Origin of the sequence: Burkholderia sp. BCC1993 (assembly GCF_905339865.1) — a bacterium.
Taxonomy (GTDB): domain Bacteria; phylum Pseudomonadota; class Gammaproteobacteria; order Burkholderiales; family Burkholderiaceae; genus Burkholderia.
In genome coordinates, this window is record NZ_CAJPGZ010000002.1 from 422163 (window position 1) to 437331 (window position 15169).

Consider the following 15169-nt stretch of genomic DNA (forward strand, 5'->3'; position numbering starts at 1 on the left):
CTGTCAGGAGACATCATGGAAAGCACCAAACCCGTAGCCCCCCAGAGATGGTGGTATCTGATGCCCATCATCTTCATCACCTACAGCCTCGCCTACCTCGATCGCGCCAACTACGGTTTCGCCGCCGCAGCCGGGATCGACAAGGACCTCGGCATCACCCACGGCATGTCGTCGCTGATCGGCTCGCTGTTTTTCCTTGGCTACTGCCTGTTCCAGGTGCCAGGCGCGATCTATGCACAGCGAAACAGCGTGAAGAAGCTGATCTTCGTCAGCCTGATTCTGTGGGGCCTGTGTGCTGCTGCGACCGGGATGGTCAGCAACATTCCAATGCTGATGGTCCTGCGCTTCGTGCTCGGCGTCGTCGAGGCCGCCGTCATGCCGTCGATGCTGATGTACATCAGCCGCTGGTTTACGCGCACCGAACGCTCCCGCGCGAATACGTTCCTGATTCTCGGCAATCCGGTGACGGTGTTGTGGATGTCGGTGGTATCGGGCTATCTGGTGCGCAGCTTCGGGTGGCGCGAGATGTTCGTCATCGAAGGATTGCCCGCGCTTGCCTGGGCCGTCGTCTGGTGGTTCACCGTCAAGGATCGTCCGGCTGATGCGCCATGGATGACGGACGGAGAAAAGGCCGAACTCGATGCACGCCTGAAAGCGGAGCAGGCTCATATCGCACCGGTTCGCGACTACAGGGCCGCATTCCGTTCGTCGGTCGTCTTGAAATGCTGTGCGATTCACGCACTGTGGAGCATCGGGGTCTATGGCTTCATCATGTGGCTGCCGTCGATCCTCAAGGGCGCGTCGAAGAGCGACATCGTATCGGTTGGCTGGCTCGCCGCTGTTCCGTACTTCGCCGCGATCGTCCTCATGCTGCTGGCGTCGTGGCTGTCGGACAAGACACGCAACCGCAAGCTGTTCGTCTGGCCGCTGCTGCTGGTCGGGACGATTGCGCTGGTGGCGTCGTTCCTGGTTGGCGGATCGCACTTCTGGATCTCGTTCACGCTTCTCGTGATTGCCGGTGCCGCGATGTATGCGCCGTATGGACCGTTCTTTGCGCTGGTCCCCGAGCTGATTCCGAGCAACGTGCTGGGTGGGGCGATCGGCATCATCAATTCGAGTGGCGCGTTGGGCGCGTTTCTCGGATCGTGGGTCGTCGGATATCTGAATGGTGCGACTGGCAGCCCGTCGGCTTCGTACATGTTCATGGCGCTGGCGCTGCTGGTATCGGTGATCCTGATGATCACGGTTCCGGCACGTTCCGAGCAGCGCACGACGGACGGTTCGACCATCTCGCTGCGCCGCACATGATCTGCCGCATCGTTCGATTCATTGACTGGATTCTGGAAGACAAGAAATGACCACCCCGATTACAGATGTCAAGGTCATCCTGACCGCCCCGGAAGGCATCAATCTGATCGTCGTGAAGATCGAGACCAACCAGCCGGGCTTGTATGGTCTAGGATGCGCAACGTTTGCATACCGGCATGTTGCCGTCAAATGCGTGATCGAAGCGTATTTGCGGCCACTGCTGATCGGTCGCGATGCGGAGGCCATCGAGGAGCTCTGGCAGTTGATGCACCAGAACGCTTACTGGCGCAATGGCCCGATCGAGAACAATGCGATTTCCGGCATCGACATGGCGCTGTGGGACATCAAGGGCAAGATGGCGAACATGCCGCTCCATCAGCTTTTCGGCGGAAAGTGTCGCGAAGGCGTCCCGGTCTATCGGCACGCGGACGGGCGCGACCTGGGTGAGCTGTGCGAGAACATACAGCGGTATCGCGAGCAAGGCATCACGCACATCCGCTGCCAGAGTGGCGGCTATGGCGGCGGCGGATACGGCAAGGCGCCGGCGAGTGCGCCGCACGGTGCGGCCGACGGTGTCTATCTGGACAGCAAGCAATACATGCGCGATACGCTGAAACTGTTCGATGGTATCCGCAACAAGATCGGCTTCGAAGTCGAACTGTGTCACGACGTTCATGAACGCCTGAAGCCGGTCGAGGCCATTCGCTTCGCGCGTGAACTCGAGCCATTCGACCTGTTTTTCCTCGAGGATGCGATCGCGCTGGAAGAGGGCGAATGGATTCGCCAACTGCGGGAGAAGACGTCTACCCCGCTTGCGCAAGGCGAGCTCTTCAACAATCCTCATGAGTGGCGCTTCCTGATCACGGAGCGGTTGATCGATTTCATCCGGGTTCACCTGAGCCAGATCGGCGGCATTACCGCTGGGCGCAAGTTGCAGATATTCGCCGAGCAGTTCGGCGTGAGAACGGCGTGGCACGGCCCGGGCGACATGTCGCCGCTCGGGCATGCGGCGAACATTCATATCGATCTCGCATCGCGCAATTTCGGTGTGCAGGAATGGTCCGGTACCGAGCCGCCCAATTTCGTGATTCAGGAACTCAAGGGGCCGAGGGCGGCATTGCTCGACGTATTCCCCGGTCTTCCCGAGTTCCGGAACGGGTACGTGTACGCCAGTGAAAAACCCGGGTTGGGCGTGGATATCGATGAAGCAGAGGCAGCAAAATATCCATGCGAAAACACGGTGACGACCTGGACGCAGACGCGGCTGAAGGACGGCACGCTGCAAACACCGTAAGGTCCGCGATCGAACGGGATGCGTCAGGTCTACGGCCGTGCCGCGATCTCGTCGAGATGCCACAGCAGATCCGCCGGATCGTCGTACACGCGCAGCGCCCCCGCGCGTTCCAGCTCGTCGCTGCCGTAGCCGCCCGACAGCAGCCCGACGCCCAGCGCACGGCAGCGGCTCGCGGCGAGCATGTCCCAGATGCTGTCGCCGACCACCACCGTGTGCTCGATCGGCACGTTCAGCTTCACGGCGGCCGTCAGGAACAGGTCGGGATCCGGCTTCGCATACTTGACCTGGTCGCGCGTGACGACCACGTTCTTCGCCGGATCGACGCCGAGCGCTTCGAGATTGATGGCGGCCGTTTCCATCCGCCCGCTGGTCGCGATCGCCCAGCGGATGCCCGCGTTCGACAGCGCGGCCAGCAGCTCGCGCGCGCCCGGCAGCGGCCGGACCTGCGCGCGCAGCCGCTGGTACGCGGCCGCGTGCAGCCGCGCGAGCCGCTCGACGCGCTCGGCGTCGATGTCGCCGGCCGTCTCGCGCAGCAGCTGGTTCAGGAACAGGCCGCCGCTCATCCCGATCTTGCGGTGGATGCGCCATACCGACAGTTCGATACCTTCGGCATCGAGCGCTTCCTTCCACGCGAGCACGTGCTGATAGACGCTGTCGACGAGCGTGCCGTCGAGATCGAACAGAAACGACGTTTCAATGCGCATGTGAATCTCCCAGCCCGATGACGTTCGGGCAAATCGTCCGCGAAATATCCTTCGACGCATTATCGGCGCGCGGCCGTGTCATTGCCATGTCCCGGCGGTGCGGCCCGCCGCGGCATGTCATGTGCCGCTGGTACAATCGCGCCGATGCGCCGGGCCGGCTGCCCGCGCCGCACGCGCCCCCAACCTTCGTCGAATTCCCGTATGGCAACCCCGGACGCCGTCAGTTCCGAACAGTCGTGGTGGGGCGTTCTGGCCCTGGCCCTCGCTGCCTTCATCTTCAATACCACCGAATTCGTGCCCGTCGCGCTGCTGAGCGCGATCGGCGACAGCCTGCGGATGCAGCCGACCGACGTCGGCCTGATGCTGACGATCTACGCATGGGCCGTCGCCGTCGTGTCGCTGCCGCTCACGTTCGTCACGCGCCACGTCGAGCGTCGCAAGCTGCTGAGCTGCGCGCTGCTGGTGTTCATCGGCAGCCATGTGGTGACCGGTGTGGCGTGGAATTTCACGGTGCTGATGATCGGCCGGCTCGGCATCGCATGCGCGCACGCGGTGTTCTGGTCGATCTCCGTTCCGCTGGCCGTGCGGCTCGCGCCGAGCGACCGGAAAAGCCGCGCGCTGAGCCTGCTCGCGATGGGCACGGCGATCGCGATGGTCGCCGGCATTCCGCTCGGACGCGTGATCGGCGAGGCGCTCGGCTGGCGCGTGACGTTCCTCGTGATCGGCGGCGCGGCGGCCGTCGCGCTGCTGATGCTGCGCATGACGCTGCCGGTGCTGCCGAGCCAGGGCGCCGGATCGCTTTCCAGCATCGGCGCGTTTCTCAGGAAGCCGGCGCTGGTGTCGCTGTACGCGATCACCGTGCTGGTCGTGTCCGCGCACTTCACGTCGTACACGTACATCGAGCCGTTCGTGCAGAGCGTCAATCATGCGAGCAGCAGCCGGATTACCTACGTGCTGATCCTGTTCGGCGTGGCCGGCATGCCGGCCGCGCTCTGCTTCAATCGCGTGTTTCCGGAACGGCCGGCCGATTTCCTGCTCGCGTCGATCATCGCGCTGTCGGCCTGTCTGCTGATCCTGTTCCCGAGCGCGCTGAACATCGTCACGCTGTCGGTTCACACGCTGGTGTGGGGCGGGGCGATCGTCTGCTTCGGTCTCGCGATGCAGGCGTGGGTGCTGAAGCTCGCGCCGGAGGCGACCGATCTCGCGGTGTCGATCTTTTCCGGGCTCTACAACGTCGGGATCGGCGCCGGTGCGCTGCTCGGCAACCATATCGCCGGGGATTTCGGCCTGCCGTGGATCGGCACGTTCGGCGGCGTGGTCGGGATCTTCTCGGCGGGAATCGCGTGGGCCGCGTTGCGGCTGCATGAGCGGCGGGCGTTGGCGTAGCCGCCACTGGAGCGGCCGGGCCGGCGATCGTGCCGCCAGCGTGTTGCGCTGATCGCTGCAAGCCGCAAGCCGCACACCGCAAACCGCAAACCGCAAACCGCAAACCGCAAACCGCAAACCGCAAACCGCGTCAATGCGGCCCGCCAGTCCTGAGCCCCGCCGCATCGAGCTGCCTGAGCTTCGCATAAAGCGTCGTACGTGAAATACCGAGCTGCCGCGCGGCCGCCGACACATTGCCGTCGTGCTCGCCGAGCGCCCGGCGGATCGCGTCGAGCGACTGTTCGTGCAGGCTCGCCTGAGGGCTGGCGGCCGGCGCCGCGTTGCACACGTCGGCGGCTTCTTCGAGCACGTCGGCGTGGCGCGCCGTCGTCGCCCGATCGAGCGGCGCACGCACCGTGCGCACCCATATGTGGCTACCATCGTCGCGCGCGATCCGTTGCGGCGTGCGCGCCGGCGTCAGCAGGCGGCGCTGTTGCGCGGGCGTCGCACCGGGAAACAGTTGGCGGAGATCGACCGGCGCGACCGGCCCATCGGGCTCGAGGTCGAGCATCTGGCGCGCGAGCCGGCTCACCGCGCGCACGCGGCCCGCTTCGTCGAGCGCGACGACACCGGCGAGCGGCGTGCCGAGCCAGCGCGGATCGTGTTGCACCTGCAGCAGATGGCAGTCGCGCAGCATCGCATACAGCCGCTGCTCGGCGGACAGCGCCGCATGCCGGAACTGCTCGCGCAGCTGCACGACGTTACGCCGGCCGATGCCGGTGATGTCGAGCGCGCCGATCACTTCGCCGTCGAAGCCGACCAGCGGCACCGCGAGACAGAACACCCGCGAAAACTCGTCGAGATAGTGCTGTGCGCCGGCGACGACGGCCTCCGTGCCGTCGTGAATCACGCAGCTCGGCGCGGTCGTGCCGATGTTCGGCTCGACGATCCGGCGGCCGGCGACGATCGGCGTCAGCAGCGTGTCGTCGCATTGCGGGCTGCGCCGCGCATGGATGATCGTGCCGCGCGGATTGACACAGAAGATCGTCCACTCGCTGCCGCCGAACGCGGCCCACAGCTGCTCGATCTCCTGCGCGACGCAGCGCAGCAGCCGCCGGTCCGCGCGTGGTTCGTCGAACTCGCGCTGCATTTCGTAGCGGGCGGTTTGCCACGGCCGGAGCCCGGCGTCGCGCGAACGCAGCCACGAGCGCGCGACGCTGGCCGGCAATGCCGTTTCCGGCAGCGGCTCGCCCGCCGCGAAGCGGGCGCGGAGCCGGTCGAGGTCGACCGGTCGTGCAAGGGGTTCGGGGGCCGTCTTCACGCTGCGCTCCATTTGGGGGTCGAGTGTCCGGGGCCGGGCGTGGCGGCCCGGCGTGTCGCGCGAATGCGTAATATAGCCCGGCGCCCGCAGCGCGGCATTTTCCCGAAGGGGCGCCGCCGCATGCCGCCGAGGGCGTCGGCGGCCGGCGGCTCCCCCCGCGCTCAATGCGGCAAACGCAGGATCGGCTTGAGCGTGATGCCTTTGCTGCTGTCTTCAGCCGCCTGGTTGATCTGGTCGAGCGGATAGAACTTCACCAGCCGGTCGAACGGAAACCGTCCTTGCAGATACAGCTGCACGAGCTGCGGAATGAACGTCTGCGGCACGCTGTCGCCTTCGACGATGCCGCGGATCGTGTGGCCGCCGAGCAGCAGGCTGTTCACGTCGAATTCGGCCTTGGTGCCGAGCTTCGGCGCGCCGACCACGCCCATCGTGCCGCGCGAGCCGAGCGCGTCGATCCCTTGCGACAGCACGGCCGGCAGTCCGGTCGACTCGAGCGCGTAGTCGACGCCGCCGCCGGTGATCTCGCGGATCGCGTCGACGACGTCGACTTCCTTGCTGTTGATCGCGTGCGTCGCGCCGAGCTCCAGCGCCAGCGCGAGCCGCGACGGCACGATGTCGACGGCGATGATGGTAGTGGCGCCCGCGACGCGCGCGGCCATCACGGCGCTCATGCCGACCGCGCCCGCGCCGAAGCTCGCGAAGCTGCTGCCCGTGCGCACCGCGAGCGAATTGATCACCGCGCCCGCGCCGGTCTGGATCCCGCAGCCGAGCGGCCCGAGCAGTTCGAGCGGCGCCTCCGTCGGCACCTTGATCGCGTTGTTCTCGCGGGCGAGCGCGTAGCTCGCGAACGACGACTGCGCGAAGAAATGATCGTGCAGCGGTTGCCCGGCTGCGTCGCGGATCGCGGTCTGTCCGTCCGCGTCGGCGCCGCCGAAGTTCAGCCCGAAAAACTGCCGGCAATACGCGCCGTGACCGCCGACGCACGACGCGCAGTGGCCGCACGCGCCGTAGGTGAGCACGACGTGGTCGCCCGCGGCGAGCGTCTTCACGTTCGGGCCGACCGCCTCGACCACGCCGGCGCCTTCATGACCGAGCACCGCCGGCAGCGGCACCGGGTAGTACTGGTCGCGCACGATCAGGTCGGTGTGGCACAGGCCCGTCGCGACGACGCGCACCAGCACCTCGTCGCCGCGCGGCGCGCGGATCCGGGCGGATTCGATCGAGAAGAGCGCGCCGGCGGCACGTGCGACGGCCGCGGTGACGGCGCGCGTATCGTTTTCGGTGTACATGGTCGGTCTCCTCGTCAAAGCGGGTAAAGCGGCGCTTCACCCTTGATCGTCAGCCACTGCCACTGCGTGAATTCTTCCCAGTTCGCGCTGCCGCCGATGCTCGAGCCGTTGCCCGATGCGCCGACGCCGCCGAACGGGTTGATCACTTCGTCGTTGACCGTCTGGTCGTTGATGTGCAGCAGCCCGGTGTTCAGGCGCTCGCCGATCCTGAGCGCGCGCCCGACGTCGGCGGACAGGATCGCCATCGACAGCCCGTATTCTGTCCGGTTCGCGAGCGCGATCGCCTCTTCGTCCGTATCGAACGGCACGACGATCGCGACCGGCCCGAAGATCTCTTCGTCGAATGCCGGATTGCCCGGCGCGACGCCGCTCAGCACGGTCGGCTCGAAGAACAGGTCGCGATGGCCGCCGCCTGTCTCGACGCGTGCGCCGGCCCGACGGGCCGCGTCGACCACGCTCGCCGCATGATCGCGCTGCGCAGCGTTGATCAGCGGGCCGAGGCCGACGTCCGCGGTCGCGGGGTCGCCGACGCGCAGGCTTTGGGCCTTCTCGACGAGCTTCGCGACGAAGCGGTCGTGAATCGCGCGCTGCACGAGCACGCGGCCGGTCGCCATGCAGATCTGGCCTTGATGCAGATACGCGCCCCATGCGGTGTTGGCGACGGCGCGATCGAGATCGGCGTCGTCGAGCACCATCAGCGAGTTCTTGCCGCCGAGTTCGAGCGACACCTTCTTCAGGTGGCGGCCCGCCGCTTCGCCGACCTTGCGCCCGGCCGCGGTGGAGCCGGTGAACTGGATCATCGCGACGTGCGGATCGGCGACCAGCGCCGCACCGGCCGTGCCGTCGCCGGGCAGCACGTGCAGCACGCCTTCCGGCAGGCCGGCGAGCTCGAACACGCGCGCGATCGCGACGCCGCCGCATACGGCCGTGCGCGGATCGGGTTTCAGCACGACTGCGTTGCCGAGCGCGAGCGCCGGTGCGACCGCGCGCATCGCGAGGTAAAGCGGGAAGTTGAACGGCGAGATCACGCCGACCACGCCGCGCGGGCGGCGGCGCGCGAGCGACAGCCGGCCGGCCGCCGACGGCAGCACTTCGCCGGCCGCGCGCGACGGCAGCCCGGCTGCTTCGTGCAGCGCCTTGATCGTGACGGAGGTTTCGAACGACGCTTTCGCGCGCGTCGAGCCGCTTTCGCGCACGAGCCAGTCGACGATCGCAGCGAAGTGCGTTTCGGCGACGGCCGCCGCGCGGCGCAGGACCGCTGCGCGTTCGTCGTAGGGCAGGGCGAACCAGGCGGGCTGCGCGCGATGGGCGGCGGCCGATGCGTCGGCGATGGCCGCGGTGTCGGCGAGACCGATGCGGCCGAGTGTGTTGCCGGTCGCCGGTTCGATCACGTCGGCCGTGTGCGGGCTCGCGTGCCAGCGGCCGGTGAAGGTCTTGCCGCGCCAGATGTCGGTGTCGAACAGTGCGGTGTCGATGATGCTATCCATGTAGTCTCCTCACGAAATTCCGATCGGCCGGAGCGGGCGTTGCGCCGCCCGACCGGCATGCGCGCGAGGTTAGGTGGGTGAGGAGAAGCGGGGCTATACGGGTTTATTCCCACCCGGCGCGGCCGCGCGGATCGGTGGGTCTCTGTGATTCGGTGTGCGGAAACTGAACAGTCGGTGCGGGGGTTGTTGCTGCACGTCGTCTGATGATGCTGCGGGGATTGTTGGTGCAGTGGGAACTGCGCCGTGTCTGACAACGCTCATCGCGCGAACCCGTGCCAAGACCTGCGCTCATGATTTTCCGGATCGGCAGTTACCAACCCATCGCTGTCGCTCGATCCTTACCGCTCCGAGGCCAAGTATCCGAGTGAACCGGTCATTCCAATATCATGGCGGGGAAGCCAGTTGCTTCCCGAAGCGGGCCGGTGGATCATGGAGCGCCATACCAGCCTTCCTTCGGATCGCAACTGCGCACTGGACGCCGCGCGGTATTTTGTGCTGCTATCCTGTCCGATATCCCGTCGATGCCGTGTCCATCACTCGCGACTCCAGGCTGAACAAGACGCTTCAATCGCGAGCGGGTCACGGTCCGACCTTCTTCTGACTCGCAAAGAGCATCGGCATGCTGCGACCGTTCACTCAGCTTTGTCAGCCTGCAAACAAGGCGCTGCTCGTGGCTGCCGACGAAGGGCACGCGACGCTCACTGGCAGCGGCACGTACGCCATGCCATGGCACTGGCACGACTGCCTGATGTTCATCCTGCCTGGCCATGGCGCCGTCGAACTTTGCCACGAAGGCCGGCGCGCGGGCACGTGGCTCTCGCAGGATCGCTTTGCGGTGGTCCCTTCAGGGCGGGCACATCAGACGCGCGCCGGATGCGCGACACACACGCATGTAGCTGTCTATGTAACGGACGAGGCGCTGCATAAGCTCGATACCGGCGTCGGCTCGCTTAGCGAATTCCGCCGACGCACCCACACGCCGGTCCTCGTACGCAGGACCGCCGCGATTCGCGCGCTGCAGGAGCTTTCGCAGCGCAACGACATGGCTGGCTACGGCAGCGCGGCAACCCGCCAGGCGTTGTCGTCGGCACTGTTGATGCAGTGCATCGGCGAGGTCATCGCCGGAAAGACGGAAATGGGGACATCACCGCGCGAGCACGGCCTGGCGGTGGTCGCCGACATCGAAGCCTTCGTTGCCGGCCATGCCGACGAGGAGATTCCGCTCGACCTGCTGGAAGCGCGCTTCGGCGTTTCCCGGCGTCACATCACGCGTCTGTTCCGCGAACGCACGGGACTCTCGATCGGCGAATTCCAGCAGCGCAAGCGTTACGACAATGCTTGCCGCCTGCTTGCCGAAACCGATCTACCGATCGGCGAGGTGGCGTTTCGCGTCGGCTTCGAAAGCGGTGCGGCCCTCGCGCGCGCGATGCGTCGCGTCGGCGGCCATTCACCTTCCAGTCTGCGCGCGAAATTGGCCCGTTCGGTCAAAACGTAGGGCCCGTTCGAACGCGCGTCGCGGCGCCATCCTCCGTATTCTGGGCGGACAGCAACACATCCCCCGGTCAGCGGGGCTCACGCCGCCATGTCTTTGCGCCATCAAGTCGAACTCGTCAGCGTGTTTGCAGCCGGTCCCGGCGGCGGCAACCCGGCGCCCATCGTAATCGACGCAGCCGGCATGTCCGACACGGAAATGCAGGCCGTCGCGCGGCGCTACGGTCACGAAAGCGGCTTCGTCCTGCCCGCCGCACCCGGCTCCAACTGCGATTACGAGTTCCGCTTCTGGGTCCCGAACCACGAAATGTCGATGTGCGGCCATGCCACCGTCGGTGCAGTCTGGCTACTTCATCAAAAGGGGCATCTCCGCCGTGACCGGCTGACTCTTCAGACGCGCAGCGGCGAGGTCGCGGTCCGCATCAGCGGATATACGAATCAGGGTGCTGCCGTCGAAATCTCTCAACCTGTGGGGCGCGTCGAACCGCTGCCCCAGCCGCAACTCAGCCAGGATGCAATTCTCGACGCGCTCGGCATCAGCCGCGCGCAGATCGCGCCCTTGCCGATCCAGAACGCCTGTACCAGTCGGGTCAAGACGCTGATTCCGCTCATCAGCTCCGCCGTTCTCGACGCCCTACGGCCGCGCTTCGACAAGATCGAAGCGGTGTGCGAGCGAATCGGCTCAACCGGCCTCTACCCTTACGCGATTGCCGATGCCGGCCGGCAAATCTTCGATGCTCGACAGTTCCCGCGCGCTTCAGGCTATCCGGAAGATCCGGCGACCGGAATCGCGGCTTCCGCGCTGTCGTTCGGCCTGCTCGCCAATGGCATGGTCGAAGCGTCTACGCGGACCATCACGGTCCGACAGGGACGTTCAATGAAGCGCCCGTCGCAAATCTCGGTGCGGTTCAGCGTCGAGTCCGGCCGCGTGAACGGCTGCTGGCTCGGCGGACCGGTTTGCTTCGAAACACGCGTCGGGGCTCTGTCATGACGATTCATTTTACGCACCGGCTCGCGCAACTCGGTATGGCCTTACCCCCCACGCCGTCGCCGCGAGGCGCCTACGTGAGCGTGGTGATCCATCACGACATCGCTTACGTCAGCGGCCAGGTCAGCCGAGTCGGCGAACAGGTTATCGCCGGGCCGGTCGATAACGCCACGCCACCTGACGTAGTCCGGCATGCGGCGCGAACTTGCGTGCTGCGCGCGCTGAGCGCCCTCGCTGCGGCGCTGCCGACCACGATGATGGTTGAACGCATCCTCTTCTTGCGAGGCTTCGTCAACGCCGCGCCCGACTTCGTGAACCACAGCCAGGTGATGGATGAGGCTTCGCTCTTGCTGCACGAAATTTTCGGCGACAAGGGCTTGCACGCGCGATCGGCAATCGGCGTCGCCGGTCTGCCAGGTGGTGGCTTGCTCGAAATCGAACTCACCGTCTCACTCGCGCATGGGCCCGATCCTCATGAAGCGTAGCGCAATGCCACAACAAGACGCCGGGTAGCCCCGAAAGCGGCATCTCCGGCACGATCACTCAACATGGAGGAAACCATGAATCGCCGTCAATTGCTGCAACTGGGCCTCGCCGTCGGGCCCGCCGTCATATTGGCCCGTTCCGTGCGGGCGGCCGATGCTGAACTGGTGGTCGGCTCCAACGTGGGCGCGCCGCCGTTCGCGTTCAAACAGGGCGACTCTTATTCCGGCTTCGATGTCGAGGTCTGGAGCGAAGTCGCGAAGGGATTGAACCGGAAGTGGCGCTTGCAACCCATGGAATTCGGGGCGTTGATTCCGGCGCTTCAGACCCACAATCTCGACGTGATCGTCTCGCAACTGTTCATCAAGCCGGAGCGGCAGCAGGTCATCGATTTTTCGACGCCGTACTACAAAAGCGGGCTGATCGCGTTGACACGCATTGACAACACCAGCATCCGAACGCCGGCCGATCTCGCTGGCAAACGTATCGGCACCGAGACTGGCACGGTCGCGGTCAACTACATCAAGGATCACATCAAGGACGCCACGCTGGCGCAGATGCCCAGCATCAATAACGCCTTGCTCGCGCTGGAAGCGGGCCGTACGGACGTCGTCGTCTACGACAAGCCGCAACTTCTCTACTATGCCAACACCGCAGGGAAGAACAAGGTCAGGGTGATCCTGCCCGCGCTGGAAGGACTCGACGTCGGCATGGGCTTTCAGAAGGGCAGCCCGCTCGTCGCAGCAGCCAACGTTCAACTCGCGACGATGAGAGCCGACGGCCGGCTCGAGGCGCTCAACCGGAAATGGTTCGGCGAGGCGTTGTCATGAGCTTTGACTGGGCGGCTCTCATTGCCGCGCTGCCGGATCTGCTACAGGGCCTTCGGCTGACCCTGCTGATCGCGCTGACCGGGCTGGCCGGTGGCCTCGCGCTCGGAGTCATTGCGGGTGTGACGCTGGCCTACGGCGGCCGGGCCGCGACGTTACCGGCACGGATGTATGTCGCCTTGATTCGCGGCACGCCAATCGTGGTTCAGGTGATGTTCGTCTATTTCGCACTACCGATCATGATGAACATACGAATCAGCGCGACCAGCGCCGCGATCATCACGTTGATCATCAATTCCGGCGCCTATAACGCGGAGATCATCCGCGGCGCGCTCGATGGCGTGCCGGGTGGACTGCGCGAGGCCGGCATGGCGATGGGTCTACCGTTTCACAGCACGCTGACGCATGTTATCGCCCCCATCGCGTTCAGGCGCGCGCTGCCCGCGATGGGGAACCAGTTCGTCAATCTGGTCAAGGACACCTCGATCTTTCTCGTCATTGGTGTGGGCGAACTGACTCGCAGAGGACAGGAAATCATGGCCGAGAATTTTCGGGCGGTGGAAATCTGGACGGCGGTCGCGATCATCTACCTGCTCGTCATCAGTCTGCTCGCGATGGGTCTGCTAGTGCTAGAACGGAGAGTGCGCCTGCCATGAGCATGATCGAATTCAAGCAAGCTTCGAAGCGTTTCGGCGAGCACGTGGTTCTGCATCCGCTAGACCTCGCGATCGAACGAGGGGAGGTCGCCGTCATAGTCGGCCCATCCGGCTCCGGCAAGTCGACGCTGCTACGCTGTATCAACGGGCTCGAAACGATCAGTTCCGGCGATCTGCGCGTCGACAACGTCAGCGTGCTGGGCTCGGCACGCGACGTCAGGCGAATCAGGCTTGAAGCCGGCATGGTGTTTCAGCAGTTCAATCTGTTTCCGAATCTGACCGCGATACAGAATGTCATGTTTGGACCGCTTCGCGCGCGCGGCCAGTCAAAAGCCGAAGCACGCGACATCGCAAGCGCGCTTCTGCACAAAGTCGGACTTTCCGCGCGGATGAATCACTATCCGTCGCAACTGTCCGGAGGGCAGCAGCAACGTGTGGCAATCGCGCGTGCGCTAGCCGTGCAGCCGAAGCTCATGCTCTTCGACGAACCGACTTCGGCACTCGACCCCGAATTGCGCCAGGAAGTTCTCAAGGTCATGCAGACGCTCGCTTGCGAGGGCATGACGATGGTCGTTGTGACTCACGAAATGGGGTTTGCACAACGCGTGGGTTCACGGCTGCTCTTTATGGAAGCCGGCCGTGTCTTGCACGACGGCAAGCCTGTCGAGATGCTGTCCGCACCGCCCGGAGAGCGCTTCCGCGAGTTCCTTCAGCATGTTCATTGAGTCCGTGCAATTCTCGCTGTATGACATAGGAGTCTGCAGTCAAGATGAACCCGTCACGTTTTGAAAACGACTACGGCTTTCGCCGCGACAGTGTGCGGCATGATAATTGGCGCGAAGCACCATGGAATGTTTGGGCGTTTCGCCATGTGCATGAAATCATCCCGACAGCGCGGATTCCTGCCGTACAGGGGCTCGTTGAAGAGCCCGTAGTCGCCGCCGACGCGCTGACCGAGCACCAGTTCATGGTCCATGGCGAACGTCGCACGGTCGGGCAGATCCTGAGACAGTCCTCGACCGACGCCATCACGGTAATGCGAGCCGGACGATTCGTCGCCGATTATCATGCGCCGCACTTCACGCTGCAAAGCAGACACATCCTGTTCTCGGCCAGCAAGTCAGTCGCTGGCCTTCTCGCGGGCATGCTGGTCGGTGACGGCCTTCTGGACCCTGAAGCTCCCGTGGCGCAGTATGTTCCCGAACTCGCTCGCTCCGCCTTCGGCGATGCTCGCGTCAGACATGTACTGGATATGCGGACCAGTCTTGCCTTCAACGAGGACTATCTCGATCCGGACGGCGTCTACGCACGCTATCGGCGAGCTGGTCTCCTGGATCCGCGTCGTGAAGGCGAACCACCGGAGACGGTGATCGATCTGCTTGCATCTCTAACGAAAGGTGCGGGCGAGCACGGTGGCCCGTTTCATTACTGCTCGCCCAACTCGGACGTACTCGGCCTCGTGATCGAGCGCGCGTCCGGCCAGCGCTATGCCGATTTCGCGGCTGCCCGTCTGTGGCGACCACTAGAATTACGGCAAGACGGCAGTGTCACGGTGGATATTGTCGGCACGGCGCGTTCCGGCGGTGGCTTGTGCATGACAGTGCGCGATCTGGCCAGGATCGGCGAACTGGTGCGTCTGGGCGGCATCGTCAACGGATGCAGGCTGATACCGGAGAGCTGGGTGACCGATACGCTCACGGGCGGCAGTGCGCAGGCGTGGCGACAAGGCAAATTCTCAAGCTGGCTACCGAACGGCAAGTATCGCAACAAGTGGTATCAGGTGGGCAATGTCAGTGGCGCGTGCTTCGCAATCGGTATTCACGGCCAGTGGCTCTATGTCGATCCGCTGCGTGAGACTGTAATCGCCAAATTCTCGTCGCAACCCCAACCAACCAACGACGAAGTAAAACTGCTGAATCTCGCATTGTTCGAAGCGATTGCGGCGATGGCGTAAGG

At 64.9% G+C, this 15169-nt stretch carries 14 protein-coding genes; 10 read left to right on the forward strand and 4 right to left on the reverse strand.

The window, feature by feature from the left end; genetic code table 11:
• Positions 1 to 15: 15 nt before the first annotated feature.
• Positions 16 to 1308 (forward strand): MFS transporter, encoded by a 1293-nt coding sequence (locus U4Y91_RS04730; RefSeq protein ID WP_321803676.1) that lies wholly within the window; start codon positions 16 to 18, stop codon positions 1306 to 1308.
• 46 nt (positions 1309 to 1354) lie between these two features.
• Positions 1355 to 2602, forward strand: a complete 1248-nt coding sequence (locus U4Y91_RS04735; RefSeq protein WP_321803678.1) for an enolase C-terminal domain-like protein — start codon at positions 1355 to 1357, stop codon at positions 2600 to 2602.
• A gap of 29 nt (positions 2603 to 2631) precedes the next feature.
• Here the strand turns inward: U4Y91_RS04735 and U4Y91_RS04740 are convergent, their stop codons facing one another.
• Entirely contained in the window at positions 2632 to 3306 is a 675-nt protein-coding gene (locus tag U4Y91_RS04740) for an HAD family hydrolase (protein WP_321803679.1), read from the reverse strand.
• 201 nt (positions 3307 to 3507) lie between these two features.
• Here U4Y91_RS04740 and U4Y91_RS04745 point away from each other — a divergent pair, with 201 nt between their 5' ends.
• A complete protein-coding gene (locus tag U4Y91_RS04745; protein ID WP_321803681.1) occupies positions 3508 to 4692 on the forward strand; it encodes a sugar transporter in 1185 nt (394 codons plus the stop codon).
• Positions 4693 to 4822: 130 nt separating this feature from the next.
• On the opposite strand, the gene U4Y91_RS04750 is transcribed toward U4Y91_RS04745, so the two are convergent.
• From U4Y91_RS04750 to U4Y91_RS04760, 3 genes are all read right to left on the reverse strand, one after another.
• On the reverse strand, positions 4823 to 5992 hold the full coding sequence (locus U4Y91_RS04750) for a helix-turn-helix domain-containing protein (RefSeq protein ID WP_321803683.1): 1170 nt from the start codon (positions 5990 to 5992) through the stop codon (positions 4823 to 4825).
• 161 nt (positions 5993 to 6153) lie between these two features.
• Positions 6154 to 7281, reverse strand: coding sequence for an NAD(P)-dependent alcohol dehydrogenase (locus U4Y91_RS04755; RefSeq protein WP_321803685.1), 1128 nt, complete (start codon positions 7279 to 7281; stop codon positions 6154 to 6156).
• Between the two features lie 14 nt (positions 7282 to 7295).
• A complete protein-coding gene (locus U4Y91_RS04760) occupies positions 7296 to 8768 on the reverse strand; it encodes a benzaldehyde dehydrogenase (protein ID WP_321803687.1) in 1473 nt (490 codons plus the stop codon).
• 619 nt (positions 8769 to 9387) lie between these two features.
• On the opposite strand from U4Y91_RS04760, the gene U4Y91_RS04765 reads away from it, so the two are divergent.
• The 7 genes from U4Y91_RS04765 to U4Y91_RS04795 all read left to right on the forward strand — a co-directional run bounded on the left by U4Y91_RS04765 (position 9388) and on the right by U4Y91_RS04795 (position 15167).
• Positions 9388 to 10263, forward strand: coding sequence for an AraC family transcriptional regulator (locus U4Y91_RS04765; RefSeq protein ID WP_321803689.1), 876 nt, complete (start codon positions 9388 to 9390; stop codon positions 10261 to 10263).
• An 87-nt stretch (positions 10264 to 10350) separates the two neighbouring features.
• Positions 10351 to 11250 (forward strand): PhzF family phenazine biosynthesis protein, encoded by a 900-nt coding sequence (locus U4Y91_RS04770; protein WP_321803691.1) that lies wholly within the window; start codon positions 10351 to 10353, stop codon positions 11248 to 11250.
• A complete protein-coding gene (locus U4Y91_RS04775) occupies positions 11247 to 11732 on the forward strand; it encodes a RidA family protein (RefSeq protein WP_321803693.1) in 486 nt (161 codons plus the stop codon). The genes U4Y91_RS04770 and U4Y91_RS04775 overlap by 4 nt, the downstream gene beginning before the upstream one ends.
• 63 nt (positions 11733 to 11795) lie before the next feature.
• Positions 11796 to 12560, forward strand: a complete 765-nt coding sequence (locus U4Y91_RS04780; RefSeq protein WP_321803695.1) for a transporter substrate-binding domain-containing protein — start codon at positions 11796 to 11798, stop codon at positions 12558 to 12560.
• Complete coding sequence (locus U4Y91_RS04785) at positions 12557 to 13213, forward strand: ABC transporter permease subunit (protein ID WP_321803697.1); 657 nt, start codon at positions 12557 to 12559, stop codon at positions 13211 to 13213. The genes U4Y91_RS04780 and U4Y91_RS04785 overlap by 4 nt, the downstream gene beginning before the upstream one ends.
• Entirely contained in the window at positions 13210 to 13938 is a 729-nt protein-coding gene (gene glnQ, locus U4Y91_RS04790) for a glutamine ABC transporter ATP-binding protein GlnQ (RefSeq protein ID WP_321803699.1), read from the forward strand. Before U4Y91_RS04785 ends, glnQ begins: the two co-directional genes overlap by 4 nt.
• A 44-nt stretch (positions 13939 to 13982) precedes the next feature.
• The gene (locus U4Y91_RS04795) at positions 13983 to 15167 is read left to right on the forward strand and encodes a serine hydrolase (RefSeq protein ID WP_321803701.1); all 1185 of its coding nucleotides are present in this window, start codon (positions 13983 to 13985) and stop codon (positions 15165 to 15167) included.
• The last annotated feature ends 2 nt before the right edge of the window (positions 15168 to 15169 follow it).

What these genes read in the sequence shown, in the direction of transcription:
- U4Y91_RS04730 (WP_321803676.1), top strand. Translation starts at nt 16, where the DNA reads ATGGAAAGCACCAAACCCGTAGCCCCCCAGAGATGGTGGTATCTGATG.
- U4Y91_RS04775 (WP_321803693.1), top strand. Translation starts at nt 11,247, where the DNA reads ATGACGATTCATTTTACGCACCGGCTCGCGCAACTCGGTATGGCCTTA.
- U4Y91_RS04760 (WP_321803687.1), bottom strand. Translation starts at nt 8,768, where the DNA reads ATGGATAGCATCATCGACACCGCACTGTTCGACACCGACATCTGGCGC.
- U4Y91_RS04745 (WP_321803681.1), top strand. Translation starts at nt 3,508, where the DNA reads ATGGCAACCCCGGACGCCGTCAGTTCCGAACAGTCGTGGTGGGGCGTT.
- U4Y91_RS04740 (WP_321803679.1), bottom strand. Translation starts at nt 3,306, where the DNA reads ATGCGCATTGAAACGTCGTTTCTGTTCGATCTCGACGGCACGCTCGTC.
- U4Y91_RS04780 (WP_321803695.1), top strand. Translation starts at nt 11,796, where the DNA reads ATGGAGGAAACCATGAATCGCCGTCAATTGCTGCAACTGGGCCTCGCC.
- glnQ (WP_321803699.1), top strand. Translation starts at nt 13,210, where the DNA reads ATGAGCATGATCGAATTCAAGCAAGCTTCGAAGCGTTTCGGCGAGCAC.
- U4Y91_RS04755 (WP_321803685.1), bottom strand. Translation starts at nt 7,281, where the DNA reads ATGTACACCGAAAACGATACGCGCGCCGTCACCGCGGCCGTCGCACGT.
- U4Y91_RS04770 (WP_321803691.1), top strand. Translation starts at nt 10,351, where the DNA reads ATGTCTTTGCGCCATCAAGTCGAACTCGTCAGCGTGTTTGCAGCCGGT.
- U4Y91_RS04785 (WP_321803697.1), top strand. Translation starts at nt 12,557, where the DNA reads ATGAGCTTTGACTGGGCGGCTCTCATTGCCGCGCTGCCGGATCTGCTA.
- U4Y91_RS04765 (WP_321803689.1), top strand. Translation starts at nt 9,388, where the DNA reads ATGCTGCGACCGTTCACTCAGCTTTGTCAGCCTGCAAACAAGGCGCTG.
- U4Y91_RS04795 (WP_321803701.1), top strand. Translation starts at nt 13,983, where the DNA reads ATGAACCCGTCACGTTTTGAAAACGACTACGGCTTTCGCCGCGACAGT.
- U4Y91_RS04735 (WP_321803678.1), top strand. Translation starts at nt 1,355, where the DNA reads ATGACCACCCCGATTACAGATGTCAAGGTCATCCTGACCGCCCCGGAA.